General features: G+C 30.3%; 23 protein-coding genes and 1 tRNA gene. 15 read left to right on the forward strand and 9 right to left on the reverse strand.

The features are described from left to right. The first annotated feature begins 295 nt into the window (after window positions 1-295). From IDG64_RS04075 to scb, 3 genes are all read left to right on the forward strand, one after another. Window positions 296-802, forward strand: a complete 507-nt coding sequence (locus IDG64_RS04075; protein ID WP_000584398.1) for an SA1002 family membrane protein — start codon at window positions 296-298, stop codon at window positions 800-802. A gap of 258 nt (window positions 803-1,060) precedes the next feature. Beyond that, window positions 1,061-1,558, forward strand: a complete 498-nt coding sequence (gene efb / locus IDG64_RS04080) for a complement convertase inhibitor Efb (RefSeq protein ID WP_000791572.1) — start codon at window positions 1,061-1,063, stop codon at window positions 1,556-1,558. A 153-nt stretch (window positions 1,559-1,711) separates the two neighbouring features. Continuing rightward, window positions 1,712-2,062, forward strand: a complete 351-nt coding sequence (gene scb, locus IDG64_RS04085; protein WP_000669537.1) for a complement inhibitor SCIN-B — start codon at window positions 1,712-1,714, stop codon at window positions 2,060-2,062. A 764-nt stretch (window positions 2,063-2,826) separates the two neighbouring features. On the opposite strand, the gene IDG64_RS04090 is transcribed toward scb, so the two are convergent. From IDG64_RS04090 to hyl, 3 genes are all read right to left on the reverse strand, one after another. Continuing rightward, on the reverse strand, window positions 2,827-3,012 hold the full coding sequence (locus IDG64_RS04090) for a hypothetical protein (protein WP_001032817.1): 186 nt from the start codon (window positions 3,010-3,012) through the stop codon (window positions 2,827-2,829). A gap of 621 nt (window positions 3,013-3,633) precedes the next feature. Beyond that, window positions 3,634-3,867, reverse strand: a complete 234-nt coding sequence (locus IDG64_RS04095) for a hypothetical protein (protein ID WP_000231632.1) — start codon at window positions 3,865-3,867, stop codon at window positions 3,634-3,636. Between the two features lie 476 nt (window positions 3,868-4,343). Further along, a complete protein-coding gene (gene hyl / locus IDG64_RS04100) occupies window positions 4,344-5,303 on the reverse strand; it encodes an alpha-hemolysin (protein ID WP_000857488.1) in 960 nt (319 codons plus the stop codon). A gap of 672 nt (window positions 5,304-5,975) precedes the next feature. On the opposite strand from hyl, the gene IDG64_RS04105 reads away from it, so the two are divergent. Together IDG64_RS04105 and IDG64_RS04110 are read left to right on the forward strand one after the other, a co-directional pair. Next, window positions 5,976-6,122: a hypothetical protein gene (locus tag IDG64_RS04105; RefSeq protein WP_000765708.1), complete on the forward strand. Its 147-nt coding sequence runs from the start codon at window positions 5,976-5,978 to the stop codon at window positions 6,120-6,122. Continuing rightward, complete coding sequence (locus tag IDG64_RS04110) at window positions 6,079-6,303, forward strand: hypothetical protein (protein WP_001802045.1); 225 nt, start codon at window positions 6,079-6,081, stop codon at window positions 6,301-6,303. Before IDG64_RS04105 ends, IDG64_RS04110 begins: the two co-directional genes overlap by 44 nt. Window positions 6,304-6,861: 558 nt before the next feature. Here the strand turns inward: IDG64_RS04110 and IDG64_RS04115 are convergent. The 3 genes from IDG64_RS04115 to IDG64_RS04125 all read right to left on the reverse strand — a co-directional run bounded on the left by IDG64_RS04115 (window position 6,862) and on the right by IDG64_RS04125 (window position 9,231). Further along, a complete protein-coding gene (locus IDG64_RS04115) occupies window positions 6,862-7,578 on the reverse strand; it encodes a superantigen-like protein SSL12 (RefSeq protein WP_000041896.1) in 717 nt (238 codons plus the stop codon). 107 nt (window positions 7,579-7,685) lie between these two features. Continuing rightward, window positions 7,686-8,411 (reverse strand): superantigen-like protein SSL13, encoded by a 726-nt coding sequence (locus IDG64_RS04120; RefSeq protein ID WP_001063559.1) that lies wholly within the window; start codon window positions 8,409-8,411, stop codon window positions 7,686-7,688. A gap of 94 nt (window positions 8,412-8,505) precedes the next feature. Beyond that, on the reverse strand, window positions 8,506-9,231 hold the full coding sequence (locus IDG64_RS04125) for a superantigen-like protein SSL14 (protein WP_000739526.1): 726 nt from the start codon (window positions 9,229-9,231) through the stop codon (window positions 8,506-8,508). Between the two features lie 436 nt (window positions 9,232-9,667). Here IDG64_RS04125 and argF point away from each other — a divergent pair, with 436 nt between their 5' ends. The 4 genes from argF to elxI1 all read left to right on the forward strand — a co-directional run bounded on the left by argF (window position 9,668) and on the right by elxI1 (window position 13,886). Beyond that, the gene (argF, locus tag IDG64_RS04130) at window positions 9,668-10,669 is read left to right on the forward strand and encodes an ornithine carbamoyltransferase (protein WP_000793607.1); all 1,002 of its coding nucleotides are present in this window, start codon (window positions 9,668-9,670) and stop codon (window positions 10,667-10,669) included. Window positions 10,670-10,691: 22 nt separating this feature from the next. Continuing rightward, the gene (gene arcC, locus IDG64_RS04135; RefSeq protein ID WP_001074339.1) at window positions 10,692-11,624 is read left to right on the forward strand and encodes a carbamate kinase; all 933 of its coding nucleotides are present in this window, start codon (window positions 10,692-10,694) and stop codon (window positions 11,622-11,624) included. Between the two features lie 171 nt (window positions 11,625-11,795). Further along, window positions 11,796-13,352: a YfcC family protein gene (locus tag IDG64_RS04140; protein ID WP_000432077.1), complete on the forward strand. Its 1,557-nt coding sequence runs from the start codon at window positions 11,796-11,798 to the stop codon at window positions 13,350-13,352. Window positions 13,353-13,658: 306 nt separating this feature from the next. Beyond that, window positions 13,659-13,886 carry an epilancin biosynthesis-related protein ElxI1 gene (gene elxI1 / locus IDG64_RS04145; protein ID WP_000149423.1) on the forward strand — a complete coding sequence of 76 codons (228 nt, stop codon included), beginning with the start codon at window positions 13,659-13,661 and terminating at the stop codon, window positions 13,884-13,886. A 304-nt stretch (window positions 13,887-14,190) separates the two neighbouring features. Here elxI1 and IDG64_RS04150 read toward each other — a convergent pair whose 3' ends face one another. Beyond that, on the reverse strand, window positions 14,191-15,138 hold the full coding sequence (locus tag IDG64_RS04150; RefSeq protein ID WP_001239284.1) for a TDT family transporter: 948 nt from the start codon (window positions 15,136-15,138) through the stop codon (window positions 14,191-14,193). Window positions 15,139-15,386: 248 nt separating this feature from the next. On the opposite strand from IDG64_RS04150, the gene IDG64_RS04155 reads away from it, so the two are divergent. Beyond that, the gene (locus IDG64_RS04155) at window positions 15,387-15,575 is read left to right on the forward strand and encodes a hypothetical protein (RefSeq protein WP_001245802.1); all 189 of its coding nucleotides are present in this window, start codon (window positions 15,387-15,389) and stop codon (window positions 15,573-15,575) included. Between the two features lie 468 nt (window positions 15,576-16,043). Here IDG64_RS04155 and IDG64_RS04160 read toward each other — a convergent pair. After that, window positions 16,044-16,117, reverse strand: a tRNA-Arg gene (locus tag IDG64_RS04160). A gap of 363 nt (window positions 16,118-16,480) precedes the next feature. Between IDG64_RS04160 and IDG64_RS04165 the strand changes: the two genes are divergently transcribed. The 3 genes from IDG64_RS04165 to IDG64_RS04175 all read left to right on the forward strand — a co-directional run bounded on the left by IDG64_RS04165 (window position 16,481) and on the right by IDG64_RS04175 (window position 17,625). Further along, complete coding sequence (locus IDG64_RS04165; RefSeq protein WP_000398672.1) at window positions 16,481-16,615, forward strand: beta-class phenol-soluble modulin; 135 nt, start codon at window positions 16,481-16,483, stop codon at window positions 16,613-16,615. 56 nt (window positions 16,616-16,671) lie between these two features. Further along, the gene (locus IDG64_RS04170) at window positions 16,672-16,806 is read left to right on the forward strand and encodes a beta-class phenol-soluble modulin (RefSeq protein ID WP_000147103.1); all 135 of its coding nucleotides are present in this window, start codon (window positions 16,672-16,674) and stop codon (window positions 16,804-16,806) included. 123 nt (window positions 16,807-16,929) lie between these two features. Next, window positions 16,930-17,625, forward strand: a complete 696-nt coding sequence (locus tag IDG64_RS04175) for a YjjG family noncanonical pyrimidine nucleotidase (RefSeq protein ID WP_016169050.1) — start codon at window positions 16,930-16,932, stop codon at window positions 17,623-17,625. 108 nt (window positions 17,626-17,733) lie between these two features. On the opposite strand, the gene IDG64_RS04180 is transcribed toward IDG64_RS04175, so the two are convergent. After that, complete coding sequence (locus tag IDG64_RS04180; RefSeq protein ID WP_001289711.1) at window positions 17,734-18,174, reverse strand: N-acetyltransferase; 441 nt, start codon at window positions 18,172-18,174, stop codon at window positions 17,734-17,736. Between the two features lie 194 nt (window positions 18,175-18,368). Between IDG64_RS04180 and bshC the strand changes: the two genes are divergently transcribed. Both bshC and mraZ read left to right on the forward strand, forming a co-directional pair. Then, a complete protein-coding gene (gene bshC / locus IDG64_RS04185) occupies window positions 18,369-19,982 on the forward strand; it encodes a bacillithiol biosynthesis cysteine-adding enzyme BshC (protein WP_000340476.1) in 1,614 nt (537 codons plus the stop codon). A 143-nt stretch (window positions 19,983-20,125) separates the two neighbouring features. After that, window positions 20,126-20,557, forward strand: a complete 432-nt coding sequence (mraZ, locus tag IDG64_RS04190) for a division/cell wall cluster transcriptional repressor MraZ (protein ID WP_000480800.1) — start codon at window positions 20,126-20,128, stop codon at window positions 20,555-20,557. Window positions 20,558-20,570 lie beyond the last annotated feature (13 nt).

Here is a 20,570-nt window from a genome sequence, read left to right on the forward strand (position 1 = left end):
AGAGAAGTAATTAATATGTATAATTTTACTTATAAAGAAATAAGAGATATATTCTAATTATGGTTGATATGTTATGATTAATATATAAGTTAAAAATTATACTATTTAGTTGTATTATGCATTTTCTAAGTAAACATAATTCAACACTTACATTTTTAAATAGATAAAATAGTGTAAAATCACGTGCCAAGATTACTATAGAGTAGGCATTGAGTATTATTGGCAATCACTTAAGTGATTGTTATTTTTTCGTGGTCAATAATAAAGATATAAATAAATATATTGAGGTCAAACGATGATAATTAAAATTTTAACAATTCTATTACTACTTTGTATATTGAGCTATTTGGTTACAAATAGAAAGAAGCCTTTTCTGTTCTTAAAAACACTCTTTATGGGTGTGGTATTTATCTTTATAGGATATATTTCACTGGCAATATCTGCCGTAATTATTTATGGCATTATTCAATTTATCACAATTGATTTTGGTAGTTTTTTCTTAATGGGTATTATATTAATCTTGATTTCAAGTATATTCCAATTATTTATAGTTAGATTACTTTTTAGAAAAAAGAATGTCGATTTGACAGAGGTTGTCGTTTTAGAACATTTAATTCAATGGTTCTTAGTTTACTTTGCGATCTATCAAGCAGTAAATGAAAAAATGGACATTAATGATATTAATATCGACAATTTTCAATCTGTCTTTTTTGACGTGTCTAATTTGAATTTAGTAATTCTACCAACGTTAATCATTAGCTGGGTCACAATATTTAACTATAGAATGAGAAGTTACAAATAAAATCTATGAGATTATACCTTCAGACACCAACATTCAAATGGTGTCTTTTTTGTTGTGTGGTTTTATTTTTGAAATTCGAAAAAGTAGAGGCATGAATTTTTTGACTAGTGTATAAGTGCTGATGAGTCACAAGATAGATAGCTATATTTTGTCTATATTATAAAGTGTTTATAGTTAATTAATAATTAGTTAATTTCAAAAGTTGTATAAATAGGATAACTTAATAAATGTAAGATAATAATTTGGAGGATAATTAACATGAAAAATAAATTGATAGCAAAACCTTTATTAACATTAGCGGCAATAGGTATTACTACAACTACAATTGCGTCAACAGCAGATGCGAGCGAAGGATACGGTCCAAGAGAAAAGAAACCAGTGAGTATTAATCACAATATCGTAGAGTACAATGATGGTACTTTTAAATATCAATCTAGACCAAAATTTAACTCAACACCTAAATATATTAAATTCAAACATGACTATAATATTTTAGAATTTAACGATGGTACATTCGAATATGGTGCGCGTCCACAATTTAATAAACCAGCAGCGAAAACTGATGCAAATATTAAAAAAGAACAAAAATTGATTCAAGCTCAAAATCTTGTGAGAGAATTTGAAAAAACACATACTGTCAGTGCACACAGAAAAGCACAAAAGGCAGTCAACTTAGTTTCGTTTGAATACAAAGTTAAGAAAATGGTCTTACAAGAGCGAATTGATAATGTATTAAAACAAGGATTAGTTAAATAAAACTTCAATCGTTGCTGATATCTGGAAATAATTAATTAAATGTTATGTTAATTTTTGTTAATGAAAAAAGTAATCTATTTAATGACAGGTTAATGTAATTGTCCTGAAATTGACTATATACTCAGTAAGTATCAATTTTAAGGAGAGCTTATAATGAAATTTAAAAAATATATATTAACAGGAACATTAGCATTACTTTTATCATCAACTGGGATAGCAACTATAGAAGGGAATAAAGCAGATGCAAGTAGTCTGGACAAATATTTAACTGAAAGTCAGTTTCATGATAAACGCATAGCAGAAGAATTAAGAACTTTACTTAACAAATCGAATGTATATGCATTAGCTGCAGGAAGCTTAAATCCATATTATAAACGTACGATTATGATGAATGAATATAGAGCTAAAGCGGCACTTAAGAAAAATGATTTCGTATCAATGGCTGATGCTAAAGTTGCATTAGAAAAAATATACAAAGAAATTGATGAAATTATAAATAGATAATAAATAAAACAGGTTGAGACAAAAAATGGTCTTAACCTGTTTTCAATTTGCATATGTGATAAATTCTATATCAAAATGCTTATGTATAATGAATGACATTTAAAAGTAGGGGAGACAAATATAAATACAATAGTTCCTAGGATTACTCTCAAAATAACTATATCAATTATTTACTTTGCTCTTCTATTTTTTAAAATATGTACATGTTTAAACAATCAAAAGTGTACAATATTAAATTATCATTTCCAGTTCTAGTGCTATATTGGTAGTAGTTGACTAAATGAAAATACGCTTGTAACAAGTTTTTTCAATACTCGTGGGGCCACAACAGAGAGAAATTGGATCACCAATTCCAACAGACAATGCAAGTTGGCGGGGCCCCAACATAGAGAAATTGGATCACCAATTTCAACAGACAATGCAAGTTGGGGTGGGGCCCAACACAGAAGCTGGCGAAAAGTCAGCATACAAAAATGTGCAAGTTGGCGGGGCCACAACAGAGAGAAATAGGATCACCAATTCCAACAAACAATGCAAGTTGGCGGGGCCCCAACATAGAGAAATTGGAACCCCAATTTCTACAGACAATGCAAGTTGGGGTAGGACATCGATAAAAAAATACTTTTTCTTTAGAAATTAGTATTTCTTATGCATGAGTTTTACTCATGTATTCATTTTTTAAGTAGACATTAGCTACAGCTAATGATAAAGAACCACTACATAATAAATCATTAGTGGTTCTTTATCATTTCTATCTCACTCTTTTACTGGAAGAAAAAGTTTACGTTTGTAGAACATGCCACAATACCAAAAATAATTAAGAAAAATAAGACGATAAGCATGATGACACTTTTCAAACAACCTCTATCAGTTTCTTCCGATTTTCTTTGTTGAACCTTTTTATAATCTTCAAGTAGTTTTGTCGCTTTTTTATTTATATGTTTATTCATGATGTTGACTCCTTATAATATATGTTTAATTCATTAAAATAGTTGAAAACATGACTTGAAATAAAGATATAAAGCTAAAGTAAGGATGTTCAATTGTTTCAAATTTTATGAAAGTATAACGTTAAATATGTTAATTTGATGATGATATTTGCTTTTTATTTTCCAAATGGAATTTACTTAAACTGATGCATTAAAATATTAATGAAGCACTAGAATACATAAATGAATAGTAATGGTGCACAGTATAGAATAATTAAGGCTATATTAAGTATAAATATCGTTAACTGTAAGCTATCTTTAGTTTTAATATAAACTATTAGGATAATCGACGTAAGAAGAATCATATATATTAATGATGAAGAAGTCCATACAAAATCCGCATCATTTGTTGTTAATAATGGGACTATAATTAATCCGAAATTAATCATGCATGCTATATATACTATAATGTTATACACAATGTTAATTTTTGTTCACCACCTTATACTTCTATTTTAAAAACTTCTTTATAATGATATATTGTTTAATGTTGAAATAATTAGATTATCTAATTTTCATTTGCTTTACATGTAAAAGGCTATATATAGTATGCTCTTTATGATTCTAAATGCTTTTTAATATTTAATGCTCATCAACATTTGGATTTTGAATATTCAATTCAAAAACTTTATTAGCTACGTCAATTGTAAAATCAGAACCATAGTTGACATGAGCTACTTTTAATTTTCCATCTAAATAATAGATTGCGATTGCAACATCGTAAAATTCGTCAATGACAAATAAACTCTTTTCGTTTGTTACAACCTCATGCTCTCCTGAGTATACAACGTTAATTTCCCAATCATTAAAAACCATTTGTTAGCCTCCTTGAACATTTAAATTGATTCAACTTAAGTTTAACTTATTCATACAACTTCGTACAATATCTAGATGAACATTAATTGTATTTCTAGAAATCTTTTTCAATTATATGTACTAATTATACTTTTAAACTTCTTATTTCAGTATAGTTTTAAAACGATTTTAAAATAATTCTGCAAATATATTAACACATAATGTGTTCAAAAAGTTTTGAACAATTTCAAAACTTTTATATAAAGGGTTTGACAACATGGAATTCAAATTTCTTATTTTAAAAATCACCTCATATAGTGTCATGTTTAGTCTAATTTTTAAGTCAGGAAAGCAAATCAAGTACATAGTTTAAATTAAAAATATCATAAGTTAATTAAACTAAATTAAGTATAAAAATTAGCCGAAAAACATCATTTCTGAAGTTATCGGCTAAAGTTATAAATTATATTTATTTGTACATGAACAAATAATTTACATTAATTTGTCATTTCTTCTTTTTCCCAATCGATTTTATATCTTTCTGAAGAACGATCTGTCCATTTATCTTTAGTATTGGTACCTTTCCAATTTGTTGAAGTCCAATGCAATTGGTAGTCATCACGAACTCGTTCGTATATTACATCTATATTTGTTTGTTGTTTGGATGCTTTTCTATCCATAGTAATAACTGTAGCGAAGTCTGGTGAAAACCCTGAAGATAATAGAGAACTTGCTTTGTTAGGATCAAGGAAGTTCTCTGCTGCTTTCATAGAACCATTTCTAGTTTTCATGAAAAGTTGATTGCCATATACCGGGTTCCAAGAATCTCTATCATATGGTCCCCAATTTTGATTCACCATATTGTTAAATATCACTTTCCAGCCTACTTTTTTATCAGTTGGGCTCTCTAAAATTGTTTTGAAATCAGGTTGAACATATTTCAGTGTATGACCAATCGAAACATTTGCACCAATAAGGCCGCCAATTTTTCCTGTATCATCACCAGTAACATTACCGTTGAATCCATAAGTTAAAGTACTCATATACTCTTTTGTATCAATCGAATTTCTTGGATAGTAATCAGATATTTGAGCTACTTCATTATCAGGTAGTTGCAACTGTACCTTAAAGGCTGAAGGCCAGGCTAAACCACTTTTGTTAGCACCTTCTTCGCTATAAACTCTATATTGACCAGCAATGGTACCTTTCGTTCTAATAACTAGCAGTTTTTTATTGTGATTTTTATCATCGATAAAACTATAAAATACTTTTTTGTGCATGCCATTTTCTTTATCATAAGTGACTAAATCACCTGTTTTTACTGTAGTATTGCTTCCAATATCTGTAGTACCGGTTTTAATATTAATATCAGAATCTGCGGCATTAGCGACAGGATTCATTAATATGGAACCTAGCAATAGTGTTGTTGTTACTGAGCTGACTATACGTGTTTTCATTTTCATCATCCTTCTATTTTTTTAAACGATTTGAGGAAACAATAATCAATATGTCAATTTAGAATATTGCAGTTGAGACATATCAAATATTTATAATCGTTTATATTAGTATATTTAATATAGCAACTGATAAATTACTGAGTGATGATGAGTGATTATTTTAAGAATATGTTTTTAACTTTTATTTAAAATTTGAAAGGAAGCATTTCAATTTCGAGGGTTAGTCAAAGTTGAATAAATTCTTTATGAAACAAGGAAAAGACATAGCTAATTTTATTAATTAATTTCTTTAAAACTAATTATTTGTTTGATTTAAAAATGTAATCGATTACAATATAAAAATACAAATATCTTAGAATTAAATCAATTAATTAACTATTAAATAAAAATTAACTATATATTAACTACTGTAAATTAATAAATAGAAATAGAGAAAAAGGGTATTAATTATGTTTGGAATTTCGTCGGGAATAAATTTTGCCATTACATAGAAATATCTAATAGATAACGAAAAAGTATCGTATGTATTTTTAATATAGTGTAAAATATTATATGTAAAATAAAATGTAGGTTTTTAGTTAGAGGCATTATAAGAAAATTTTGAGTATAGGTTAGCTTTTAATTATGAATCTTATTGAAATTTGATTAATAAAAATATGATAGGGGATTAAAATGAAACTATTTTATATCGTATTTCTTATTATTATATGGCTGAATATATTTTTAGGAAATGAAATCATCCATACACTGACTGTTTTAATAACAACATTGTATATTGTTAATTCAAGAAAGGGGATTAAAAATGACAGAGTTGAATAATATTATAAACTCTCTTCAATCTTTGTTTGAGTCTGAATCAGGCTATAAAATTTCGAAAAATTCAGGAGTTCCATATCAAACAGTACAAGATTTAAGAAATGGGAAAACCAAACTAGAAGATGCTAGATTTAGAACGATTATTAAACTTTATAGTTACTATGTCTCATTAAAAGAACATTAATCATGGGACAATAAAGTATTGCTATAATAATTGAATCATTAAATGAAGGAATAGAGCCTAAGACATAATAAATCAATGTCTTAGGCTCTACAATATTATATTGGTAGTAGTTGACCGAATGAAAATGCCCATGTAACAAGCATTTTTCAATTATAGGCGGGGCCCCAACATAGAGAAATTCAAAAAGAAATTCTACAGACAATGCAAGTTGGGATGGGGCCCCAACACATAAGCTGACGAAAAGTCAGCTTACAATAATGTGCAAGTTGGGGATGGGCCCCAACACAGAGAAATTCAAAAAGAAATTCTACAGACAATGCAAGTTGGCGGGGCCCCAACATAGAAGCTGGCGGAAAGTCAGCTTACAATAATGTGCAAGTTGGGGAGTGACAACGAAATAAATTTTATAAAATACCATTTCTATCACATTCCTACTCCCAATTCCATTTAAATTTATAGAAAATTTTACCTATTATATACATCATACACTTTAAAAATTATCATTTAAATAATCTGATTTGGAATTAAAGTGCATGAAGTATAAGTCACCTTCATATACTAATCAAAGAGGACGTCAACAGTTATTTTATTAGGATTTTTAACATAAACATTTGCTAGATCTGAATGTAATCTTTTGCTTAAATCAATAGTGTAGTTATTACCGCCACCGGTGATCTTAAGCTTACCTTTATTACGATTTTCGTTATATAATATTTTATTTTTTATTAACGCTTCTCGTGCACGGAAATCGATTTCTTTCAATGTTAATACTGGTTTATTGCCTTGGTATATTTTATGCGCACCAATAATCGTTTGTAGTTTATCTTTGTATTGCACAAAAAGATTATAAGTTTTATCAGAAGGTTTTGCGGCTGGTGTAACGCCACCTGTAAATGTCTCTCTATAAGACCACCATAACTGATCAGTATCTTTGTCTTTTAGTCCAAACACATCTACGTAACGATCTTTTAACTGATTAATATTTCCCCAACTTTCAGCGCCCCATAAAGATATATGTGCTGACCATGAATATCTCTTAAGTTCAACATAAATGTTTCCATTATCATATTGATATAGCCATTTATTTGAAAATGAAAAATGAGGCTGTGTGTAATATTTAATTAATTCATTGATGTTAGTTTCATCTTGACCAATACTATAAGCTTTAGCTTCAGAGTAAAAACTAAATACTGGTTTTTGATTTTGAGGTAATACAGTACCTAATAGTAATAATGTTGTCGTTAAAATTATATTTTTCGTGATGTTCTTACTCATTAGAACATCTCCTTTCAGAGGAATCATGATACGAGGAATAAGAAATTTAAATGTGAGCGAAGTCAATATAGTATTTGCGATTATTTTTATTAACTCCATTATTATTGTTAGTTTGATTTTTCGAGGATAACTTCAATTTTTGCATTTTGAGGTTTTTTAACATATCTATTTGCATCAGTTGATGGCAACCTTTTACTTAAATCTATTGTGTAGTTATTGTCTGCACCTGTTATTTTAATTTGTCCTTTATTATAAGAATTATTATATAATTTTTTACTTTTAATTAATGTTTGACGAATACGAAAATCTAATTCTTTTAAAGTTAAAACAGGCTTATTGCCTTCATAAACTGGAAATCCGCCAGTAAACGTTTCTGCTTTATCTTTATATGTTACATTCAGTTTATAGTGTTTATCGTTAGATGTTGCTGCAGGAGTAACACCACCAGTAAACGTTTCTTGAGATAATGCAAAAGAATCAATGGTTTCTTGGTCTTTTATGCCAAAAATATCAACGCTTTTATTTCTTAATTGGTTGATATTGCCCCAACTTTCAGGTCCATAAACTTGAATATGACTATACCAAGAAAACTGTAACAACGTTGCATGAATCGTACCGTTATCTTTTTGCCATAACGTACTGTTTGAGAAGGTTAAATATTTTTGCGAGTAATATTTAGTTAACTCATTTACGTTAGTTTCGTTTTGATTTATATAATAAGCTTTCGCTTCAGATGAAGAATTGATAGGTGTATTAGGAAATTGTGTAGATGCTGTACCTAATAGTAACAATGTTGTTGATAAAATAATTTTTTTCGTGATGTTATTGTTCATTCGAATTTCTCCTTTGAGTATTGTTGGAATGTTTAATTATAAAAAGGGGTTAATTAGATAATTGAAATTATCCGCATTTACAAAAGGTAATAGGTTAGTTAGATTTTTCGAGTATGACTTCAATTTGTGCATTTTTAGGATTTTTAACATAACGGTTTGTGTCAGTTAATTTTAACTTTTTACTTAAATCAATCGTGTAATTATTTCCATCAGCAGTTATCTTAATTTGACCTTTATTAAATTCTCCGTTATATAACTTTTTATTCTTTATTAATGTTTGACGAATACGGAAGTCTAATTCTTTTAGAGTTAATACTGGTTTATTTCCTTTGTAAAATTCATGTCCACCGATGATAGTTTGTTGTTTATCACTATATTTTAAAAATAGTCTATAAGGTTTATCAGATGAAGTAGCTGCTGGCGTAACACCACCAGTAAATGTTTCATCATAAGTCCAGTAACCTTCAACTGTGTCCTCATCTTTAGTTCCAAATATATCAACGTATTTATTTCTTAACTGATTAATGTTTCCCCAACTCTCGGATCCAAACACTTGAATATGACTATACCAAACCCACGTTTGCAATGTTGCATGAATGCTACCATTGGGCTTTTGCCATAACCATTTATTTGATAGTGATAAATGAGGCTGTGTATAATACTTTATTAACTCATTGATATTAGTCTCTTTTTCACTGATATTATAGGCTTTTGCTTCAGATGAAAAACTGATTGGTGTTTTAGGAAGTTGTGTAGATGTGGTTCCTAAAAGTAACAATGCTGTTGATAAAACTAATTTATTCATGATGTTCTTTTTCATATGAAAATCTCCTTTGCGTGAATTACCCAAAGTATATAAGCTATTACACCGATTCGGAATTAAATAAAAGCTAAAACTATGTTAAATAAACTTAAACAGTTAGTAGTGTTATTTAAGCAAAACTTATCATTTTTAAGTTTTGGACAGAAACAGTACCTAATAAAGTAGGCTGGAGTATATATTAAAAACGACACGTTAGAATTATTCTCTAATCAATTGCATTAAATTGTTTGATAATTGAATTTTCTAACTACTTGAAAAATAGTTATACTTTAAATGTAGTACTTATTTTAATTATTTCCTACTACTTAAATTTAATATTAATAAAATGTTCATTTAATTATTGATAAAATATTACAAATTTTAATAGTAGGTTGTGTTTATTCTGTATGCGCTTACAATTTAGGTGTAACTAAAATAAAAGGAGTTGTTATTAATGAAAAATTTACGAAACAGAAGTTTTTTAACTTTATTAGACTTTTCACGACAAGAGGTAGAATTCTTATTAACACTCTCCGAGGATTTAAAACGTGCTAAATATATTGGCACTGAAAAGCCTATGTTAAAAAATAAAAATATTGCACTGTTATTTGAAAAAGATTCTACAAGAACACGATGTGCATTTGAAGTTGCAGCGCATGATCAAGGTGCAAATGTAACTTATTTAGGCCCAACTGGATCACAAATGGGTAAAAAAGAAACAACTAAAGATACTGCACGTGTGCTTGGTGGAATGTATGATGGCATTGAATACCGTGGTTTTTCACAAAGAACAGTAGAAACTTTAGCTGAATATTCAGGCGTACCGGTGTGGAATGGTTTAACTGATGAAGATCATCCTACTCAAGTTCTTGCTGATTTCTTAACAGCAAAAGAAGTCTTAAAAAAAGATTATGCAGATATTAACTTTACATATGTTGGAGATGGTCGTAATAACGTTGCAAATGCATTAATGCAAGGTGCTGCCATTATGGGTATGAACTTCCATTTAGTTTGTCCAAAAGAATTAAATCCAACAGATGAATTATTAAATCGCTGTAAAAATATTGCCGCTGAAAATGGTGGCAACATATTAATCACAGATGATATTGACCAAGGTGTAAAAGGTTCGGATGTAATTTACACTGATGTTTGGGTATCAATGGGTGAACCTGATGAAGTATGGAAAGAACGACTTGAATTATTGAAACCATATCAAGTAAATAAAGAAATGATGGATAAAACTGGTAATCCAAATGTTATTTTTGAGCATTGCTTACCATCTTTCCATAATGCTGATACGAAAATTGGTCAACAAATTTTTGAAAAATATGGAATTCGAGAAATGGAAGTTACAGATGAAGTATTCGAAAGTAAAGCTTCAGTTGTATTCCAAGAAGCTGAGAACAGAATGCATACAATCAAAGCAGTGATGGTTGCTACATTGGGTGAATTTTAAATGATATAAGGAAGTGAATATGATGGCGAAAATAGTAGTAGCATTAGGTGGTAATGCTTTAGGAAAATCACCTCAAGAACAACTCGAGCTTGTTAAAAATACTGCGAAATCATTAGTAGGATTAATAACAAAAGGACATGAGATTGTTATTAGTCATGGTAATGGACCACAGGTTGGAAGCATTAATTTGGGACTTAACTATGCTGCAGAACATAACCAAGGTCCGGCATTTCCATTTGCTGAATGTGGCGCAATGAGTCAAGCTTACATCGGCTATCAATTACAAGAAAGCTTACAAAATGAATTGCATTCTATTGGAATAGATAAACAAGTGGTAACACTAGTGACACAAGTTGAAGTTGATGAAAATGATCCGGCATTTAACAATCCTTCAAAACCAATTGGGTTATTTTACAACAAAGAAGAAGCTAAACAAATTCAAAAAGAAAAAGGATTTATATTTGTTGAAGATGCTGGAAGAGGATATAGACGTGTTGTTCCTTCACCACAACCCATCTCTATTATTGAATTAGAGAGTATTAAAACACTTATTAAAAATGATACACTCGTTATTGCTGCTGGCGGTGGAGGTATACCAGTAATTAGAGAGCAACATGATGGTTTTAAAGGTATTGATGCAGTTATAGACAAAGATAAAACAAGTGCATTGTTGGGTGCTAATATTCAATGCGATCAATTGATTATTTTAACAGCAATTGATTATGTATATATTAATTTTAACACTGAAAACCAACAGCCTTTGAAAACAACAAATGTTGATGAATTAAAACGATATATAGACGAAAATCAATTTGCAAAAGGAAGTATGTTACCAAAAATTGAAGCAGCCATATCATTTATTGAAAACAATCCAAAAGGAAGTGTGCTTATAACATCATTAAATGAATTAGATGCTGCCTTAGAGGGTAAAGTAGGTACTGTGATTAAAAAGTAATTGAATTGAAACGCTTTTCAATTACTATATGTCAAATGCATGATTTTTATTATTTATGTGCACCCCCTGAAAATAATGCCTCTATTTTGATGCGGGGTGCACTTTCTTAATTTATATTTATAAAATCTTTAAGGTAGAAATGCTAGGTTAAATGTCGAAGGAGATGAAACCGTGGAAAATACAATTAATGAAAGTGAAAAGAAAAAACGATTTAAATTAAAAATGCCAGGTGCATTTATGATTTTATTCATTTTAACGGTTGTTGCAGTTATAGCAACATGGGTTATTCCTGCTGGTGCATATTCTAAACTTTCTTACGAACCTTCATCCCAAGAACTAAAGATAGTTAACCCTCATAACCAAGTGAAAAAGGTTCCGGGTACGCAACAGGAACTAGACAAAATGGGGGTTAAAATTAAGATTGAACAATTTAAATCAGGTGCAATTAATAAGCCAGTATCAATTCCGAATACTTATGAAAGATTAAAGCAACATCCAGCTGGACCAGAACAAATAACAAGTAGCATGGTTGAAGGTACGATAGAAGCGGTCGATATCATGGTATTCATTCTTGTACTAGGGGGACTTATTGGCGTAGTTCAAGCCAGTGGTTCTTTTGAATCGGGATTGTTAGCTTTAACGAAGAAAACAAAAGGGCATGAATTTATGCTAATTGTGTTTGTATCAATACTAATGATTATCGGCGGGACGTTATGTGGTATTGAAGAAGAAGCTGTAGCATTCTATCCGATTTTAGTCCCTATATTTATAGCGTTAGGATACGATTCTATCGTTTCAGTTGGTGCCATATTCCTTGCCAGCTCTGTCGGTAGTACATTTTCAACTATTAACCCGTTCTCGGTTGTAATTGCCTCTAATGCCGCTGGTACAACTTTTACGGATGGCTTGTATTGGAGAATAGGTGCTTGTATTGTCGGTGCGATTTTTGTTATTAGTTATTTATATTGGTACTGTAAAAAAATTAAAAACGATCCTAAAGCGTCATATTCTTATGAAGACAAAGATGCTTTTGAACAGCAATGGTCTGTATTAAAAGATGACGATAGTGCCCATTTTACTTTGCGTAAGAAGATAATCCTTACATTATTTGTACTACCATTTCCAATTATGGTATGGGGAGTTATGACGCAAGGTTGGTGGTTCCCAGTTATGGCTTCAGCATTTTTAATATTTACAATTATAATAATGTTTATTGCTGGGACAGGTAAATCTGGATTGGGAGAAAAAGGAACTGTAGATGCATTTGTCAATGGCGCATCAAGTTTAGTAGGTGTATCTTTAATTATTGGCTTAGCTCGAGGTATTAATTTAGTGTTGAATGAAGGTATGATTTCAGATACAATCTTACACTTTTCATCATCTTTAGTTCAACATATGAGTGGACCATTATTTATCATCGTATTACTATTTATTTTCTTCTGTTTAGGTTTTATCGTGCCATCATCTTCTGGATTAGCGGTATTATCAATGCCTATCTTTGCACCACTAGCTGATACAGTAGGTATACCAAGATTCGTCATCGTTACGACATATCAATTTGGTCAATATGCGATGTTATTCTTAGCGCCGACTGGACTTGTTATGGCCACACTACAAATGTTAAACATGCGATATTCACATTGGTTCCGATTTGTATGGCCGGTAGTTGCTTTTGTATTGATTTTCGGTGGCGGAGTACTAATTACGCAAGTACTAATTTATTCATAATTTGAAATGATATATTATAAAAATACTAATTGGGTTTTATGCATCTCGTAGGTTTGTAGAAATACTAAACTAAGCGAGGTGCATTATTATTTTTGATTAAGAAAATAATGACGGTAATGATAACACTAGTAAGTAATTGATACAATGCTCTATTTAATAATGATATTTTTAAAATTTGTTTTTAATGTAATGTTAGATCTATGGTATATTATATTTATCGTGGTAAATATGTATTTGCTGTAAACAGTTTTTGTAACACATGACACATATGGTTGTGAAAATAGCATATATAAAGGATGGCTATAAATGACACATTTGACAAAGGTTTTAGATACACTAACTGGAATATGCGTAGTATTATTATTTAGTAAATATTTTGTGGCGTATGCAAATATGGTGTTTGATTGGAATTTAAGATGGTATTTGCTAGAAAACATACCACATTTGCCAATTATATTATTTATTCTGATGTTTATTTTCGGAGTACCTTCTGAAATGATAAAAGATAGGCAAAGGAAAAATAACGGTGTTTAATTTATCGATATTTAGAGGTGATAAAATTTGTCAACTATTACAAAGACTAAAATAAAAATCTTTATTAATTATTTTATTGGTATATTAGCCTTGGCGTTTGCTGCTTATATATTATTTAAATAAAGGTTAGAGTGAAACGTGTTTATGAACTAGACGTTCTAGTATAGTTACTACAGCTTTAGTCAGAAGGTATCATTGATAAGATCATATTAAATCAAAGAGGCATTGATATACACTAAAAAGAGGCAAGATTACCTGCCTCTTTTTAGTTATTAAATATACGTGTTAATTCTTGGTAATAGTGTTACTGAGACGCATTACGAAGAAATTTATCTTGATTTTCCTTTTTTAAAAAGAAGTGAAGATATCCTATAAAGACTCTAAGTACTATTACAGTGGCTAATAACACTTCGATAAACAAAAGACCTTTCCAAATGTCTGGAAACATAAGTACAGGCAAACTGTTCTTTAAAGCAGTTGCTGAGATTACTAAAGGGAATGTGAAAGCTGAAAATACGGGCGAAAAAGGTTCTTTTAGTAATTTAGGCAATTGTATAATGATATAAAAATAAAATATTTGAGCTAATATTAAAAATATAATTACGATAAAAGCATTCGCCTTAGGAAAGGCTATAACATATGCTGCAGCGACTAAAGAAAATGGTGCACAAATTGTCGATGTGTTCGGTTTGATTGACGTCTGCAAAGGAAATGCTTTTAATCGCTTGAAAACTATAGGTAAGACAATACAAGTAGCTACAAAGCCATATATTACTGTTAATTGACCTATGAAAAAATATCCGCTAACGGGTGCCGTCAATCCTGCGATAGCAATACCAATAAAAAGTACAGTCCACGAAGGATAAACATTTTCAAGTGAAAAATCTTTTAAATATTTTATTGAAAAAATAATCATATGCGTCATAATTCCCACAAGGCATAAAATCCAAATAGGCGTTATTAAGCTATTGATAAAAGTTATGTTACTAAAAAATGTATTTAAATAAGTAGTACCTAAAAAGCCAGACATGAAAAATGTTGTGAACACTGATGAAACTAGAGGACTGTTTAATTGTTCTTTCACATTATTAAAATATTTGATCATAGTACATAAAAGGTGAATCCAAATCAAGAAAGCAAAGATTCCGCAAACAGCGTTTAAAGTAAGAGATAAGTCTTTTAATAGATTACCCAGGCCTAATAATCCTAAGACTAGTCCTGACGTTACTAGAGGTGCTTTTTGAAGTCTCATGATTTACAACCTTTCTTATGTGATTTTCTTCACTAATTATATCATGATAGCTATGGCCAATTAATAAGAAGAGTGTGTACTATTACGTTATTAGAGTATGTATATTGGATTGATAGACACATAATTGACATTTAAATCTCAAAATTAATGATATTTGAGGTATGCTTTGCAACCTAAATATTGGAATATGTGGAAAAGTAATTATTTAATTTAAATGATGATTGAAGATTTACAAGGGGGTGTACAAAATGAGAAATCAAATTCAAAAACTATTAGACAGTGATTTGAGCAGTTTACATATATCGAAACAAACAGGAGTTCCACAAAGCACAATACACAGAATGAGAAAAAATGAAAGATCATTAGACAATATGTCATTGAAAAACGCTGAACTACTTTATAAATTTGCCAATAGTATATTTAGCAATGAAAATTAAGAAGAATAATTAGTGAGTTAAATAATTAAAAAACCACGTCTCGATGGACGTGGTTATTTTTTTTAGATGTATATAATTATAGGATTTCGGGCCCCTGAAAAGTCCCTAAAATTTTGAATAGTATCAAAATCTATAGGAATAATATAATAATAAAAATCTCTACGCATGCAAATGGTGAGTGTTAAAAATCTTGGTGTAGTGTTGGTGTAGTTCAGGTGCAGTATAGATGAAATTTGAGCACAAAATTACTTAATTAAAAATGTATAAACAAGTGTCAGACGCGTGTCAATTGTGTGTCAAAAAATTCTATAACGAATAAGCATGCTTGTTTTAATTACTGTATTTTCGGGGCTTATGCGGGGGACGTTTTGGTGACGCATCATACTATATTACTGAAATTCAAAACAAAAAGAGCCCCGTAATCACGGAACTCTTTTGTTTGGTAATGCGTATAAAAATACCTATAAACGTCCTGGGAGGGATTCGAACCCCCGACCGATGGCTTAGAAGGCCATTGCTCTATCCAGCTGAGCTACCAGGACACGTTTAACAACACAAGAATTATTATATCTAAATGAACTTAAATTAGCAATACCTTGTAAATAAAAAATGTTTATATTTTTCACTATTATAGAGCTATTTATCTAAAAAGGTTCAATAAGACTTAAATACGAATTCAGGCAACTTAATTGTGTTAAATACAGTTTTGAATGCCTAACTGTATTTCTTTTCTCTTTAAAATACAGTTAAGTACATTATAAGATGTTGTGCGGATAAACAAACTAATTGCATCAAATTTATTTTAAAATAACAACAACAAAACGTTAAGCGAATAACATTTCGGTGATTTAAAAGCTACGCACGTTTTTGTTATCTTCAAATTTAAATTTTAAGGAGTGTTTTCAATGGAAGGTTTATTTAACGCAATTAAAGATACCGTAACTGCAGCAATTAATAATGATGGCGCAAAATTAGGCACAAGCATTGTGAGCATCGTTGAAAATGGCGTAGGTTTATTAGGTAAATTATTCGGATTCTAATATCAATATGTTATGTAAGTAATCAGGATTATTTCAAAGGTGAGGGAGAGATTTAAATGACTGGACTAGCAGAAGCAATCGCAAATACTGTGCAAGCTGCACAACAACATGATAGTGTGAAATTAGGCACAAGTATCGTAGACATCGTTGCTAACGGTGTGGGTTTACTAGGTAAATTATTTGGATTCTAATATAATAACTAATATTCTTTAAAATAAACTGGGTGAGCATACTTTAATGTTATGCACTCAGTTTATTTTATTTGCAGAAATTTGAGCCTCTGTTAAGATTTAGATACATAGACAATATAGGAGATGGGGAAATTGGGATATAAAAATATTTTGATAGACTTTGATGATACAATTGTTGATTTTTATGATGCAGAAGAATGGGCGTTTTACTATATGGCGAATGTTTTTAATCATAAAGCAACAAAGGATGATTTTTTAACATTTAAAAAAATCAATCACCAACATTGGGAAGCTTTTCAACAAAATAAATTAACGAAGTCTGAAGTATTATCAGAACGATTTGTGAATTACTTCAAACATCATCAAATGGAAGTTGATGGGCATCGTGCAGATGTGTTATTTAGAAATGGATTAGCAGAAGCTAAAGTTAAATACTTTGATCAAACATTAGAAACAATTGTCGAATTATCGAAAAGACATGATTTATATATTGTTACTAATGGTGTAACCGAAACGCAAAAGAGAAGGTTAAATCAGACGCCGTTACATAAATATATTAAAAAGATATTTATATCTGAGGAAACAGGATATCAAAAACCTAATCCGGAATTTTTTAATTATGTTTTTAATGATATTGGTGAGGATGAAAGACAGCACTCGATTATAGTTGGAGATTCTTTAACATCTGACATTCTAGGTGGAATCAATGCGGGTATAGCTACTTGCTGGTTTAATTTTAGAGGGTTTGATCATAATCCAGGAATTATACCTGATTATGAAATTAATTCATGGAAACAACTAAATGATATTGTACGTTAAGACAAATAATTTGAAAAAGATTTACTTATATTAGCTTAAGAAAGTAATTGTAAAAAAGACACTACGAAAAGATGCATTTTCATGCTCGTAGTGTCGAATATTATTGTCTTATGGTTTCCACAATAAGACATCATGTCCCTCTATATTTTTAGCTTCCACATCTGTAAATCCATGATGTAAAAAGAAATCCTTAGAATCATTTCTGCCAATGGCTTTAATTGGCATGTTGAAACTCTTTGCAAAATCAATCAATTCTGAAGCGTACCCTCTGTTTTGATATTTTGGTAATACTTCTAACTTCCATAATAATATATAATCTTCAAAATCTGGGAAGTAGATTTCTTCGACATCACCTTTTTTTAGTAATGCCATTCTAGCTCCTAATTGATCTCCGACAAATATGCCATAAAATGGTGAATCTGAACTTGCATCAATCATTTGACCGTTTAACTCATTGACCATGTATAAGTCTTTGTTGCCAAACGCTCTAAAGTTTTCGAATAATTCGTCAGTTTTGTAATTAATTTCAAGACGTTTGATTTCACTCATATTTATCTACCCCTTATTTGTTTACTACTATTATTATACATTAAACCACTTGTGTTTTTCATTGATTTGAAAATGTAAAACAATGAATATTATAAATTTTCCATGATTAAATTGATTTTCAAGCCGTAAAATTGTCAATCACCGGTATAGACTTTATACTATAGTTTGTAATCGCGTACTTAAGGAGAAAAAACATGGACTGTAAAGTAGTTAGTTTAAATGAAAAAGATCAGTTTATACCAAAAATAAAGAGCAGTGACCCTGTAATAACAGGATTATTTCAATATGATGCAGCTCAACAAACTAGTTTTGAAAAAAGGATGTCTAAAGAAAATAATGGAAGAGAAGCGGCATTAGCGAATGTTATTCGTGAATATATGAGTGATTTAAAGCTTTCAAGTGAACAAGAATTAAACATACAACATTTAGCTAATGGTTCAAAAGTTGTGATTGGTGGACAACAAGCAGGGCTTTTCGGGGGACCATTGTATACATTCCATAAAATATTTTCAATCATTACTTTATCTAAGGAATTAACGGATACACATAAGCAACAAGTAGTACCAGTTTTTTGGATTGCAGGAGAAGATCATGATTTCGATGAAGTGAATCATACATTTGTTTATAACGAAAATCATGGGTCGCTGCATAAGGTTAAATATCATACAATGGAGATGCCAGAGACGACTGTCTCTAGATATTATCCTGATAAGGCTGAATTGAAACAAACTTTAAAAACGATGTTCATTCATATGAAAGAAACTGTTCATACACAAGGTCTACTGGAGATTTGTGACAGAATTATTGACCAATATGACTCGTGGACTGATATGTTTAAAGCACTACTGCATGAAACATTTAAAGCATATGGCGTTCTATTTATAGATGCGCAGTTTGAGCCGTTAAGAAAAATGGAAGCGCCTATGTTTAAAAAGATTTTGAAAAAACATCAGTTGCTTGATGATGCTTTTAGAGCAACACAACAACGTACTCAAAATCAAGGCTTGAATGCGATGATACAAACAGATACAAATGTTCATTTATTCTTACATGATGAAAATATGCGTCAATTAGTTTCGTATGATGGTAAACATTTTAAATTAAATAAAACAGATAAGACATATATAAAGGAAGAAATTATAAATATTGCGGAAAATCAACCTGAATTATTTTCTAATAATGTAGTGACAAGACCATTAATGGAAGAATGGTTATTTAACACGGTGGCATTTGTTGGAGGACCGAGTGAAATTAAGTACTGGGCTGAACTAAAAGATGTATTTGAACTATTTGATGTTGAAATGCCTATCGTGATGCCAAGGCTTAGAATTACTTATTTAAATGACCGTATTGAAAAATTACTTTCGAAATACAATATTCCATTAGAAAAAGTGTTAGTCGATGGTGTTGAAGGAGAAAGAAGTAAGTTTATTAGAGAACAAGCATCACATCAATTTATTGAAAAGGTAGAAGGTATGATTGAACAACAGCGTCGTCTAAACCAAGACTTATTAGATGAAGTGGCGGGGAATCAAAATAATATTAACCTTGTGAATAAAAATAATGAAATTCATATACAACAGTATGATTATTTGTTAAAACGTTATCTTTTAAACATTGAAAGAGAAAACGACATCAGTATGAAGCAATTTAGAGAAATTCAAGAAACACTCCATCCAATGGGAGGATTACAAGAAAGAATATGGAATCCACTTCAAATTTTGAATGATTTTGGGACAGATGTGTTCAAGCCCTCCACCTATCCACCACTTTCTTACACTTTTGATCATATTATTATAAAACCTTAATATACCAAGGGTTTAGCCCGATTTATCTTAATGATAAATCGGGCATTTTTTTGTTTTTTAAAATAAATTTCACAAATTTTGTATAAATAGTGGTGGATAGTGGGGAGATGTGGTAAATTATATATAAGGTGAGGTGATAAAAAATGTTCATGGGAGAATACGATCATCAATTAGATACAAAAGGACGTATGATTATACCGTCCAAGTTTCGTTATGACTTAAATGAGCGTTTTATTATCACAAGAGGCCTTGATAAATGTTTATTCGGTTACACTCTAGACGAATGGCAACAGATTGAAGAGAAAATGAAAACCTTACCTATGACAAAAAAAGACGCACGTAAGTTTATGCGTATGTTCTTCTCTGGTGCTGTTGAAGTAGAACTTGATAAGCAAGGGCGTATTAACATCCCTCAAAACTTGAGGAAATACGCTAATTTAACTAAAGAATGTACAGTAATCGGTGTTTCAAATCGTATTGAGATTTGGGATAGAGAAACTTGGAATGATTTCTATGAAGAATCTGAAGAAAGTTTCGAAGATATTGCTGAAGATTTAATAGATTTTGATTTTTAAAATGGAGGAATTG

Source organism: Staphylococcus sp. EG-SA-15 (genome assembly GCF_017151895.1).
In the GTDB taxonomy this organism is placed as follows: domain Bacteria; phylum Bacillota; class Bacilli; order Staphylococcales; family Staphylococcaceae; genus Staphylococcus; species Staphylococcus aureus.

Coding starts and splice junctions, on each gene's coding strand:
- IDG64_RS04075 (WP_000584398.1), top strand. CDS start 296: ATGATAATTAAAATTTTAACAATTCTATTACTACTTTGTATATTGAGC.
- efb (WP_000791572.1), top strand. CDS start 1,061: ATGAAAAATAAATTGATAGCAAAACCTTTATTAACATTAGCGGCAATA.
- scb (WP_000669537.1), top strand. CDS start 1,712: ATGAAATTTAAAAAATATATATTAACAGGAACATTAGCATTACTTTTA.
- IDG64_RS04090 (WP_001032817.1), bottom strand. CDS start 3,012: ATGAATAAACATATAAATAAAAAAGCGACAAAACTACTTGAAGATTAT.
- IDG64_RS04095 (WP_000231632.1), bottom strand. CDS start 3,867: ATGGTTTTTAATGATTGGGAAATTAACGTTGTATACTCAGGAGAGCAT.
- hyl (WP_000857488.1), bottom strand. CDS start 5,303: ATGAAAACACGTATAGTCAGCTCAGTAACAACAACACTATTGCTAGGT.
- IDG64_RS04105 (WP_000765708.1), top strand. CDS start 5,976: ATGAAACTATTTTATATCGTATTTCTTATTATTATATGGCTGAATATA.
- IDG64_RS04115 (WP_000041896.1), bottom strand. CDS start 7,578: ATGAGTAAGAACATCACGAAAAATATAATTTTAACGACAACATTATTA.
- IDG64_RS04120 (WP_001063559.1), bottom strand. CDS start 8,411: ATGAACAATAACATCACGAAAAAAATTATTTTATCAACAACATTGTTA.
- IDG64_RS04125 (WP_000739526.1), bottom strand. CDS start 9,231: ATGAAAAAGAACATCATGAATAAATTAGTTTTATCAACAGCATTGTTA.
- argF (WP_000793607.1), top strand. CDS start 9,668: ATGAAAAATTTACGAAACAGAAGTTTTTTAACTTTATTAGACTTTTCA.
- arcC (WP_001074339.1), top strand. CDS start 10,692: ATGGCGAAAATAGTAGTAGCATTAGGTGGTAATGCTTTAGGAAAATCA.
- elxI1 (WP_000149423.1), top strand. CDS start 13,659: ATGACACATTTGACAAAGGTTTTAGATACACTAACTGGAATATGCGTA.
- IDG64_RS04150 (WP_001239284.1), bottom strand. CDS start 15,138: ATGAGACTTCAAAAAGCACCTCTAGTAACGTCAGGACTAGTCTTAGGA.
- IDG64_RS04155 (WP_001245802.1), top strand. CDS start 15,387: ATGAGAAATCAAATTCAAAAACTATTAGACAGTGATTTGAGCAGTTTA.
- IDG64_RS04165 (WP_000398672.1), top strand. CDS start 16,481: ATGGAAGGTTTATTTAACGCAATTAAAGATACCGTAACTGCAGCAATT.
- IDG64_RS04170 (WP_000147103.1), top strand. CDS start 16,672: ATGACTGGACTAGCAGAAGCAATCGCAAATACTGTGCAAGCTGCACAA.
- IDG64_RS04175 (WP_016169050.1), top strand. CDS start 16,930: ATGGGGAAATTGGGATATAAAAATATTTTGATAGACTTTGATGATACA.
- IDG64_RS04180 (WP_001289711.1), bottom strand. CDS start 18,174: ATGAGTGAAATCAAACGTCTTGAAATTAATTACAAAACTGACGAATTA.
- bshC (WP_000340476.1), top strand. CDS start 18,369: ATGGACTGTAAAGTAGTTAGTTTAAATGAAAAAGATCAGTTTATACCA.
- mraZ (WP_000480800.1), top strand. CDS start 20,126: ATGTTCATGGGAGAATACGATCATCAATTAGATACAAAAGGACGTATG.